Origin of the sequence: Janibacter limosus NBRC 16128 (assembly GCF_001570985.1) — a bacterium.
GTDB classification, from domain to species: domain Bacteria; phylum Actinomycetota; class Actinomycetes; order Actinomycetales; family Dermatophilaceae; genus Janibacter; species Janibacter limosus.
The window spans coordinates 38,558-49,381 of the sequence record NZ_BCSS01000025.1 but is presented as its reverse complement, the minus strand read 5'-3'; the positions used below and the strand labels follow the sequence as shown (position 1 = coordinate 49,381).

General features: G+C 71.7%; 9 protein-coding genes. 4 read left to right on the top strand and 5 right to left on the bottom strand.

Annotated features, from left to right (window positions below; genetic code table 11):
• Nucleotides 1-110: 110 nt before the first annotated feature.
• Nucleotides 111-536, top strand: coding sequence for a DUF4870 domain-containing protein (locus JLI01S_RS10590; protein WP_068264249.1), 426 nt, complete (start codon nt 111-113; stop codon nt 534-536).
• Entirely contained in the window at nt 533-985 is a 453-nt protein-coding gene (locus tag JLI01S_RS10585; protein ID WP_068264247.1) for a hypothetical protein, read from the top strand. The genes JLI01S_RS10590 and JLI01S_RS10585 overlap by 4 nt, the downstream gene beginning before the upstream one ends.
• On the opposite strand, the gene JLI01S_RS10580 is transcribed toward JLI01S_RS10585, so the two are convergent.
• From JLI01S_RS10580 to JLI01S_RS10560, 5 genes are read right to left on the bottom strand one after another with little or no spacing between them, the layout of a single operon-like run.
• Nucleotides 975-1,625 (bottom strand): biliverdin-producing heme oxygenase, encoded by a 651-nt coding sequence (locus JLI01S_RS10580; RefSeq protein ID WP_068264245.1) that lies wholly within the window; start codon nt 1,623-1,625, stop codon nt 975-977. The two genes, JLI01S_RS10585 and JLI01S_RS10580, sit on opposite strands and share 11 nt — an antisense overlap.
• Nucleotides 1,622-2,422, bottom strand: coding sequence for a heme ABC transporter ATP-binding protein (locus JLI01S_RS10575; RefSeq protein ID WP_068264243.1), 801 nt, complete (start codon nt 2,420-2,422; stop codon nt 1,622-1,624). Before JLI01S_RS10575 ends, JLI01S_RS10580 begins: the two co-directional genes overlap by 4 nt.
• Nucleotides 2,419-3,447: a FecCD family ABC transporter permease gene (locus JLI01S_RS10570; RefSeq protein WP_068264241.1), complete on the bottom strand. Its 1,029-nt coding sequence runs from the start codon at nt 3,445-3,447 to the stop codon at nt 2,419-2,421. The genes JLI01S_RS10575 and JLI01S_RS10570 overlap by 4 nt, the downstream gene beginning before the upstream one ends.
• Nucleotides 3,447-4,571 carry a heme/hemin ABC transporter substrate-binding protein gene (locus JLI01S_RS10565; RefSeq protein ID WP_245634588.1) on the bottom strand — a complete coding sequence of 375 codons (1,125 nt, stop codon included), beginning with the start codon at nt 4,569-4,571 and terminating at the stop codon, nt 3,447-3,449. The genes JLI01S_RS10570 and JLI01S_RS10565 overlap by 1 nt, the downstream gene beginning before the upstream one ends.
• Entirely contained in the window at nt 4,568-7,273 is a 2,706-nt protein-coding gene (locus JLI01S_RS10560; RefSeq protein WP_157074914.1) for an HtaA domain-containing protein, read from the bottom strand. Before JLI01S_RS10560 ends, JLI01S_RS10565 begins: the two co-directional genes overlap by 4 nt.
• A 133-nt stretch (nt 7,274-7,406) precedes the next feature.
• Between JLI01S_RS10560 and JLI01S_RS10555 the strand changes: the two genes are divergently transcribed.
• Nucleotides 7,407-8,756 carry an HtaA domain-containing protein gene (locus JLI01S_RS10555; RefSeq protein ID WP_068264235.1) on the top strand — a complete coding sequence of 450 codons (1,350 nt, stop codon included), beginning with the start codon at nt 7,407-7,409 and terminating at the stop codon, nt 8,754-8,756.
• A 193-nt stretch (nt 8,757-8,949) separates the two neighbouring features.
• Nucleotides 8,950-10,821: a 2-oxoacid:acceptor oxidoreductase subunit alpha gene (locus JLI01S_RS10550; protein WP_157074913.1), complete on the top strand. Its 1,872-nt coding sequence runs from the start codon at nt 8,950-8,952 to the stop codon at nt 10,819-10,821.
• Nucleotides 10,822-10,824: the final 3 nt, after the last annotated feature.

Sequence of the window (10,824 nt, the reverse complement as noted above, 5' to 3'; positions counted from 1 at the left end):
CCCCGCCGGGTCGAAGGGGGGGATGTCCCCCCTTCGACCCGGCGGGGTCCCGCATTGGCCCGGCGGCGCAGACAGGGCAGAGTCGTGGCAGGACCTGAGGAGGACCCACCATGACCGAGCACCCACAGCTCCCGCCCGACACCCAGCAGACCGGTAGCGCGCTGCCGCCCGGCTACACGCCGGCATCGCTCTCCCCCACCGAGGAGCGCAACCTCGGGACCATCGCCCACGTCGTCCCCGCGATCCTGCTGCCGCTGAGCGCCGGGACCCTGGGCTTCGTCGGGTCGCTGGTCATCTATCTCATGTACAAGGACCGCGGGCCCTTCGTGCGCCAGCACGCGGCCAACAGCCTCAACGTGCAGATCATCACCGCGATCCTGCTGCTGGTCTCGAGCGTGCTGATGCTCGTGCTCATCGGCTTCCTCGCCTACCCGCTCGTCATCGTCGTCGCGACGGTCATCCACATCCTGGGGGCGGTCAAGGCCAACAACGGTGAGTGGTGGACCCCGCCGCTCACCCCGCAGATCGTCCGGTGAGCACGAGGGCGCAGGGGGTCGTCGTCGCCGGCCACGGGGTCGCCTCGGGCCGGGCGAGCGCCTCCCCCTTCGCCGCGGGGACGATCGCTCTGCAGGCCCCGCACTTCGCGGCCCGCGGACTGGACCTGGCCCCCTTCGTCATGGCGACGGTCAACCTCGACATTGCTCCGCTGACCCTCGTGCTGCGGGCGCCGCGGTGGACCTTCGTCGACGTCGAGTGGACGGACGTGCACGGGCCGGAGACCTTTTCCTTCGTCGAGTGCACGCTCGCCCGAGGCGACGAGGAGGTCACCGGACTCGTCTACCGGCCGCACCCGGAGACCAAGCCGATGCACCACCAGCCCTCGACGGTGATCGAGCTGCTGCTGCCGCGTCTGGCGGGCCTGGCCCCGGGCGACCGGCTCGATCTCCGGGTCGCCGAAGGCCAGGCCGAGCTGCTCAGGTCCTGACGAGCGCCTCCGTCAGCTCGGCGAAGAGCGCGCCGTTGAGCGCGAAGACGTCCTTGACCTCCGCGAGCACCGCTGCCCGCTCGGCCTCGTCGAGCGGCAGCGCGTCCAGGCGTGCCCGGTAGTCGTCCTTGTACGGCTTGGGCTTGGGGATCGCGACGAAGTCGTAGAACTGCACGCCCTGCGGCTGCTCCAGGGCGTAGGTGCGCGCGAGGATCCGGCCGATGGCCTGGCCGCCGGAGAGGTCCCCGAGGTAGCGCGTGTAGTGGTGCGCGACAAACAGCTTGGGGTCTGCCCGGGTGGCTTCGATGCGGGCGACGTAGGCGTCGGCGGCGGGGCTGATCACGGCCAGGCCCGCCCCCTTCGTCCAGAAGGCGAGGTCCGCGTCGAGGGCTGCCAGGCGCTCGAGGTCCGGGTCGACGAGACCGCCGGCGATGGGGTCGTCGGCGAGCTCGCGCCCCACTGCTTCGAGGGCGACGTACACGGGACGCAGGACGGCGAGGTAGTGCGCGTAACCGGCGGCGTCGATCCGGCCGGCGAGCAGCTCGCTCATGAAGCTCGAGCCCTCGGCGGCCTCGTGCTCTGCCTTGGACCCGTCTCGGACGAGGGTGGACAGCGGGGTGTCCGGGGCGATGGTGGTCATGGGATGTCCTCCGGTGTGGTGGTGGCGGTGCTGGGGCGAAGGGGGACGACGACCCGGTGGCCGTCGGGTGTGGTGAGCAGGTGCGTCTCGACGCCGTAGACGGCGCGGACCATCTCGGGAGTGAGGACCCGGTCGGGCGGGCCGAGGGCACCGAGCGTGCCGTCGGCGATGACGGCGATCTCGTCGGCGTAGGCGGCGGCGAGCGAGAGGTCGTGGAGGACCACGACGACCGCTCGTCCGGCGTGGGCCAGCGAGCGCGCGACGGTCATGACCTCCTCCTGGTGGCGCAGGTCCAGCGCTGCGGTCGGCTCGTCGAGCAGGACGACCGGGGTGCGCTGGGCGAGCACGCGCGCGAGCGAGACCCGGGCGCGTTCGCCCCCGGACAGCGCGGAGTAGGGACGGTCGGCGAGATGCGTGACATCGGCGACGCGCAGCGCATCGGCGACCGCGCTCTCGTCGTCGTCGGACTCGGGCCGGCCCGACCACGGGTTGCGGCCCATCTCGACGACCTCGCGAGCGGTGAAGCTGAAGCTCACCTCGTTGCTCTGCAGGAGCACCGAGCGCACCCGCGAGAGGTCCCCTGGCGACCACTGCTGCAGGGGGGTCCCGTCGACGAGCACCTCACCGCGGGCGAGCGGCAGGTCACCGCACATCAGTGACAGGAGGGTCGACTTGCCGGCTCCGTTGGGCCCGACGAGGGCGAGCAGGCGACCGGGCCGCACGGAGAGCGAGACATCGGTGAGCACCCGCCGGCCACCCCGGACACACCCGACGCCCGTGATCGTGATGGCGCTCATGCCCAGCCTCCGGACCGACGACGCGAGCGGAGGATCAGGTGGAGGAAGAAGGGACCACCGATGAGCGAGGTGAGCATGCCGATCGGCAGGTCGGCACCGCTCACGACGGTCCGGGCCACCGTGTCCGCCCAGGTGAGCAGCACCGCGCCACCGAGCATGCTCGCGGGGACGAGCAGGCGGTGCCCCGGGCCGAGGACCATGCGCAGCAGGTGCGGCACCACGAGGCCGACGAAGGCGATGATCCCGGCGAAGGCCACGCCCACCGCGGTGAGCAGCGCGACGAGGACGATCGAGATGCCGCGCAGGCGCTCGACGCGCACCCCGAGGTGGGCAGCGGTGCGCTCACCGAGAGCGAGCAGGTCGTACTGACGGGCCATCGCCCAGCACCCGAGGACTGCCGGCACGGTGACGACGAGCACGGCGAGGACCTCGGGCCACCGCGACCCGTTGAGGGAGCCGAGCTGGAAGAAGACGATCTGCTCGCGGCTGGCGGTGCTGCCGGCGAACATCACCAGGGCCATGCCTGCCCCGGCGAAGGCGTTGACGGCGATGCCGGTGAGCAGCAGGGTGACGACCTCGGTGCGTCCCTGGCTGCGGGAGACGAGGTAGACGAGCAGGGTCGAGGTGAAGCCCCCGGCGAAGGCCGCCGCGGCAATCCCCCACACGCCGAGGAAGGTCGCGCCCGTCGCGATGGCGATGGCGGCGCCGAGGGCAGCACCGGCGGAGACCCCGACGACGCCGGGCTCCGCGAGCGGGTTGCCGAAGATCGCCTGCATGACCGTGCCGGCCACGGCCAGGCCGGCACCGACGAGCACACTCATCACGGCGCGCGGGAAGCGGATCTGCTGCATCGAGGCGTTGAGGATCTCGGGCTGCGGGGTCCACGAGGTCTGCAGACCGACCGCGTCGAGCAGGCTGCCGATGGCTCCCTTCGGTCCCACCCCGAGCTGTCCGACCGACACCGAGACCAGGACTCCGGCGGCGAGCAGCAGGAGCAGGACGAAGGGGGTCGACACCCGGCTCATCACCCGGTCTCCTCGGGTGCATAGACGGCCCGCGCGAGGGCCTCGAGGATCCGGGCGCTGCGCGGACCGAAGGACAGGACGTCCCCGTCGGCCATGTCGACGAAGCGACGCTGCTGGCCCGCGGTGGTCAGCCCGAGCGCCGGCTTGTCACGGAGCAGCTGGTCGATGCCCCCGGCCGACTCGAGGCCACCGGTCATGACGATGACGAGGTCCGGGTTGGCCGAGGTGATCGCCTCGTCGGTCATCGGCTGCTGGCCCTTCCAGCCCTGCTCCGAGGCGACGTCGACGCCACCGAGCGCGTCGATGAGGTCGTCCGCGCCCGACTCCTTGCCGAAGAGGTAGTAGACGCCCGAGCTGCCACGCACGTAGAGGAAGATCATCCGGACCCTGTCCCCCTTCGCGGTGGGGGCGAGGCGGGCGATCTGCGCCGTGGTCTCGGAGATCTCGGAGCTGATCCGCTCGGAGAGCTGCGTGCCCGCCGCGGGCGCGCCGTAGACGGCCGCGACGTCGGTGGCCAGCTGCGCTGCTCCGTCGAAGGACGCCTCGTTGTCGACGAAGACGACGCTCACCTCGGCGTCGCGCAGCTGCTCGACGACGTCACGCGGACCGATCGACCCGTCGGTGATGACGAGGGTCGGCTCGAGCGCGAGGAGCGCCTCGGCGTTGACGGAGTGACCGCCGGAGGTGACCAGGGGCAGGTCCTGCGCCTCCGGGAAGGTCGTCGACTGGTCCCGACCGACGAGGGTGTCCCCGAGCCCGAGCCCGTGGATCGTCGCGGCGATCGAGCCGGAGAGGTCCATGGCGACGACCCGCGAGGTGTCGGTGATCTCGACCCTGCGGGGGCCGGCCTTGTCATGACTGGTCACGGTGGTGGGCAGCGACTGCTGCGGTGCCTCCCCGACCGGCTCGACGTGCGCGTCGGCGAGGGTCGCAGTGCTCGGTCCCTCGTGGGTGCGCGGGGCGTCGACCGCCTCGACCTGGGACAGGGGCACGACGGGAGCGCCGCCCGCCGTCGACGTCCCCGAGGCATGTCCGCTGCCTCCGCAGCCCGCGAGCCCGAGGACTGCGACGGTCAGCACGGCAGCCACCCGCGCCCGTGCGTCCCGGCCAGTCATGCCGCTCATGCCGTGACCTCGGGCCGGCGACGGCCGAGGAGCAGGATGGTGCCGGCCGCGGTGGCGGCGCCGAGACCGGCGCCCCCGATCCACGGCGTCCAGCCGGACAGGCTGTCCGAGCCGGACGGCCCCGACATCGCGGCGGCCGCGGTGTTGCTGCCCGAGGGTGCGCCGGTCGCGGTCTTCATCGGGGCCAGGCAGCTGGACTTCGCGGTGATCGTGAAGGAGACCGGGTCGAAGCTCGTGCCCGCGGTGTAGGTGGAGAAGGCGGCCTCGCCCTGGGAGGTGAGGGCCGTCGGGGCGTCGGTCGCCGTGATCGTCGTCCGTCCGCCCTTCGTCTCGACCGTCGCCTGGGAGAGGTCCACCTCGACGAAGGGGACGTCGGGGACGCTCTTCGAGTCGTCCCGGCCCTCCATGGCAGCGTCCATCGAGGCGCCCTCCACGTCGAGGACGATCAGGGCCCGGTCGCCCTCGATCTGGACCTGCGGGTCGCTGATCGTCGTGTTGAGCGCGCCGTCGTGACCGGAGAAGGCCACGGTGCCCGGGAAGTCGACCGAGCCCGTCCGGGTCCTCTCGTCGAAGCTGCCCGTGCCCTTGGCCCAGGTGAAGCTCGGCGTCGAGTAGCTCGCGCCACGGCTCGCCGACCAGTCGCCGCCCGCGATGCTCCCCGACACGTAGGAGCGGAAGGACTCCTTGAAGCCCCAGGTGAGGTTGCTCCCGGTCGCGACGCACGCGTCGGGGGCGACCTTGGCCCTGCGCGCCGTCGTGGACCGGCTCACGGCGGTCGACGCGCTCGACGAGGACGTGCCGGTCGCGGAGGCGACCGTCTGCGGGGCAGCCGAGGAGCCGCCGGCGGCCGCGGACGACGCCGAGCCGACGGTGAAGGACACCGGGTCCATCGCGGTACCCGCCGGGTAGAAGGAGCTGCCGTTGTAGACGAACATCGTCGAGCCCTGCGCGGTGAGCGTCGCCGGCACGGCCGAGTACGTCGTCGCCCCGCCCGACTGCGCCGTGGCGCTGGCGGCCAGGTTGAGCGTCGCGATCGTCATCCGCTGACCGGAGACCTGCGCGGTGAGCGCTGCGCTGCGCGTGGAGTCGATCCGGACCGAGGGGTTGGACAGCGACATGCTGAGGATGCCGCCGTGGCCGCGGAAGGTCACCGCTCCGCGGTAGTCGGCCCCGCCGTCCCCCTTCGCGCCGCCGGACTGGGGGAAGGTGAAGGCGCTGCCGGAGGAGCCGGCACCGCCCGAGACGGAGATCGAGCCGTGGGCGATCGGACCGGTGATGTAGTCACGGAAGGACGTGCGCACGCCCCAGGTGAGGGACCCGGCGCCGACCGAGCTGCCCGTCGTGGCCGGCGCCGCAGCACCCGCCGAGGGAGTGCCGGCGGACGTGGAACTGCCGTCGGTCGTGCCGGAGCTCGAGGTGGAGGACCCCTTGGGCTGCGTCGTCGAGGTGTCGCCCGACCCGGAGACCGTGGTGTCCGTGCCGACGGTGAAGGTCACCGGGTCCATCGCGGTCCCGGCCGGGTACATCGAGCTGCCGCCCCAGGAAAACAGCCGGGTGCCGGCCGGGCTCAGGGTGACGGGGACATCGCTGTGGGTGACCGCCCCCTGCGCGGAGGACTTCGCCCCCTTCGTCAGGTCGAGGGCGCTCACGGTCACCGTGCTGAAGCCGCTCGCCCCGGTCGGACGGGAGTCGACGACGAGGCGCGCGGAGGTCGAGGAGGTGACGACGACGCGCGGGTTGCGCAGGGTGAGGTCGAGGTCGCCGTGGTGGCCGGCGAAGCCGACCTGTCCCCGGTAGCTCGTCGTGCCCTGCGCCGACGGGGGCGCGGCGCTCGTGGAGCGCTGCGGGAAGACATAGCTGCCGTTGGCCGCGGTCCTCGCGTGACCGGAGGTCGTCACCGTGCCCTGCGCGACAGGCCCGCCGACGTAGGAGCGGAAGGAGGACTTCACGCCCCAGACGAGCTGGCCGGACGTGCCGGTGGGGGGCGTCGGCTTCGGCGTGGTCGGCGGCTCGACGGTCGGCGGGTCAGTGGGCTCTGTGGTCGGCGGGTCGGTCGGCTCCGGGTCGGTCGCGGCCGGGACCAGCGCGACCTCGATGGAGACCGGGTCGAGCTCTTCACCCGCGGTGTAGAAGCTGCTGCCGGCGGTGCCGTCCATGGAGAAGACCGCACGGCCCGCCTCCGTCAGGGTGACCGTCGCGTCCTGCAGGGTCGCGGTGTCGCCGTCGACGGCGATGTCGGCATCGGAGACGTCGGCGATGTCCACGGAGGTCGTCGTGCCCTCGAGGGTGTGCTGGACGACGAGGTGGCCCGCGCCGGTGGCGTCGAGAGTCAGCTCGGGGTCGGCGATGGTGACGTCGAGGTCGCCGTGGTGACCGGAGAAGGTGACGGACCCGTCGAAGGCGAGGTCGGCCCCACCGTCGGTGCGCACCGTGCCCGTACCCCCGGTGAAGGTGAAGGGACCGTTGTCGGCCGCTTGGCTCGCCCCGTCGGCCGGGGTGATCTCGCCCCGGGCGATGAACCCGGTGACGTAGGTGCGGAAGGACTCCTTGGCCCCCCACGTCAGGCTTCCGCCCTCGACCTGGCGGCCTGTGGCCGCCGCGGAGCTGCCCGCCGCGAGGGGCAGGAAGAGGATCGCGACGGCGACCAGGGCGATGGCCCATCGAGCGCCACTTCTGGACATGCGGACAACGGCTGACTGCACGGACGGACCTGCTCTTCCCCAACACACGACGCACTGTGAAATGCCACTACCACTTAGGTAAGGCTTGCCTTAATGTACACAGAGGTTGGCCCTTCGCCTACCCCCTGTCCACGTCTTTGCTGAGAGGCACCTCATGTCCCGATCGCCCTCGTCCACGCGGCACCGCGCCGCGCTGGCCGGCCTGCTGACGGCCGCCGTCCCCGCCGCACTCCTGCTGACCTCCCCCGGCGCCCATGCCGCACCGTCCGCACCCCCGACCTTCACGTGGAAGGTGTCGCAGCAGTTCGTCGACCACTTCGCCAAGGCCGGCTACAACCAGAACACCTTCGTGGCGAGCGACGGGGCGAGCCTCACCGCAGACTCCGCGACGGTCTTCGGCGACGGCGCCGGCTGGGCCAACCCGACGACGGGCGACGCGTCGCTGCAGTACGCCGGCACCATCACCGGCAGCTTCGTCGTCGGCGCTCCGCAGTACTCCATCGCCATCTCCGACCCGGCCATCACGATCAAGGACGGCGCCGGGCAGGTCACCGCGGACGTCGCGTGGACCGTCCCGAGCGACAGCGCGAACCCGAGCGGCGGGGCCGACGACGTCGTCGTCACGACCTTCAACGCGACGGCGAGCGACTGGAGCGACGGCGCGCTCACGGCGACCCCGGACTGGAGCACACAGTCCTTCGCCCCGGAGTTCATGGATGCCCTCAACCCGGGCCTGCAGCCGCACTTCCGCACCACCGGCGGCTCGTCGGACGCCAAGAAGGCACCCGCCCCCTTCACCGCGCTCGCCGCAGCCCCGGCCGCCACCACCACGGTCACGCAGGAGGACGACGGCGCCGCCGAGGTCGCGGTCGCCGGCACCGGCTACCAGCCCGGTGGGCTCGGCATCTACGTCGGCGTCACACAGGCCGGCCCGATCAACCCGGCCGACGCGGAGGCCTATCTGGGCACCCAGTGGGTCAATGGCTCGCAGATCGCTGCCGACGGCAGCTTCAGCACGACGCTCGCGCTCACGGCAGAGGAGGTCGCCGGGCTCGACCCGGAGGCCTCCTACGAGGTCCACACGATGAAGGCGCACGGTCAGGCCGCATCCGACCCCTCGCAGAACGTCCGCATTCCGATCGAGCTGGTCATCCCGGCCACCGACGAGCCCGGCACCGACGAGCCCGGCACCGACGAGCCGGTGACCGAGGAGCCGGTCACGGAGGAGCCCGTGACCGAAGAACCCGCCACGGAGGAACCCACCGTCGAGGAGCCGGCGACCGAGGAGCCCGTGAGCGAGGAGCCCGCCATCGAGACGCCGGCGACCACGACGCCGCCGACGCAGGCGCCCGCCGCCGCAGCCCCCGAGGTCCCCCAGGTCGTCCAGACCGACGGCATCGGCGGACCAGCCGGCAGCGCCACCCCCGCCCTCGGAGCAGTGCTCGTCGGGCTGCTCGTCGGGGCAGCCGTCGGCATCCGGCGTCGCCTGGCCGGTGAGCACTGAGTCACCACGCCGAAGGGGGTGTGGCCTCGGGACGACCCCGACCCACACCCCCTTCGTCCATTCCATAACGCGACGTTATTCATCTCATAACGTGACCGACTGGATCCAATGAATCAGGGCGACCTAACATGGAAGGACGCCCCGGGGGACTCCTCGCGGCACGACCGACCTGCAAGGGGCACGACCACCCATCATGAGCAGCACAGCGACGACCCAGGCCAAGGATCGCGTCATCATCCGCTTTGCCGGTGACTCCGGCGACGGCATGCAGATGACGGGCGACCGGTTCACCGCCGACAGCGCGGCGCTGGGCAATGACCTATCCACGCTGCCCAACTTCCCCGCGGAGATCCGCGCGCCCCAGGGCACGATGGCCGGCGTCAGCTCCTTCCAGCTGCACTTCGCCAGCTGGGACATCCTCACCCCCGGCGACGCCCCTGACGTGCTGGTCGCGATGAACCCTGCCGCGCTCAAGGCCAACCTGGCTGATGTGCCGCGCGGCGCGACGATCATCGTCAACACCGACGAGTTCACCACCCGCAGCCTGAAGAAGGTCGGGTGGACCAGCAACCCGGTCGAGGACGACACCCTCGAGTCCTGGCACGTGCACGCCCTCCCGTTGACCTCGATCACGGTTGCGGCGCTGGCGGAGTTCGACTCCTTGACCCGCAAGGAGAAGGAGCGGGCGAAGAACATGTTCGCCCTTGGTCTGCTGTCGTGGATGTACTCGCGCTCGACGACGTCCACCGAGGACTTCCTCACGTCGAAGTTCGGGGCGAAGCCCGACATCCTCGCGGCCAACCTCGCTGCGCTGCGCGCCGGCTGGAACTACGGGGAGACCACCGAGGACTTCGCGGTGCCCTTCACCGTCGCGGCTGCCAAGACCCCGCCGGGCACCTACCGCAACATCACGGGCAGCGCGGCCTTGGCCCTGGGCCTGGTCGCCGGCGCCCACCGCGCCACCCGCCCGCTGGTGCTCGGCTCGTACCCGATCACCCCGGCCAGTGACATCCTGCACGCCCTGTCCAACTACAAGCGCCACGGCGTGACGACGGTGCAGGCCGAGGACGAGATCGCGGCCATCGGTGTCGCACTCGGCGCCTCCTTCGGCGGGTCGGTCGGCGTGACCACCACCTCCGGTCCCGGCGTGGCGCTGAAGTCGGAGACGATCGGCCTGGCCGTCAGCCTCGAGCTGCCGCTGGTCATCGTCGACGTCCAGCGCGGCGGTCCGTCCACCGGTCTGCCGACCAAGACCGAGCAGTCCGACCTGCTGCAGGCGATGTTCGGCCGCAACGGCGAGTCCCCGGTGCCGATCATCGCGCCGCAGACCTCCGCCGATTGCTTCGACGCGGCCATGGAGGCCGTGCGGATCGCCACGACCTACCGCACCCCCGTCTTCCTGCTGTCCGACGGGTACCTGGCCAACGGCTCCGAGCCCTGGCAGGTCCCCTCCGTCGCCGACCTGCCGTCCTTCCCCGTGGAGCTGGCGAGCCAGACCAACGGCGTCGACGCCAAGGGCAACCCCGTCTTCCACCCCTATGTCCGCGACGAGGAGACCCTCGCCCGCCCCTGGGCGGTGCCCGGCACCCCCGGCCTGGAGCACCGCGTCGGCGGCATCGAGAAGGACGCGGTCACCGGCAACATCTCCTACGACCCGGACAACCACGACCACATGGTCCGCACCCGCCAGGCCAAGATCGACGGCGTCGCCAACACGATCGGTGACCTGCAGGTCGACGACCCGACCGGCGACGCCACGGTCCTCGTCCTGGGCTGGGGCTCGACCTACGGCCCCAACCTGGCCGCGGTCCGCCGCCTGCGCGCGGCCGGCAAGTCCGTCGCCCACGCACACCTGCGCCACGTCAACCCCTTCCCGAGCAACACCGGTGAGGTCCTGCGCCGCTACGACCGCGTCATCGTCCCCGAGATGAACCTCGGACAGCTGGCGATGCTGCTGCGCGCGAAGTACCTCGTCGACGTCCGCTCCCACACCTCGGTACGCGGTCTGCCCTTCAAGGTCGCGGACCTCACCGAGGTCATCGACACGGCCCTCCAGGAGGTCTGAAGC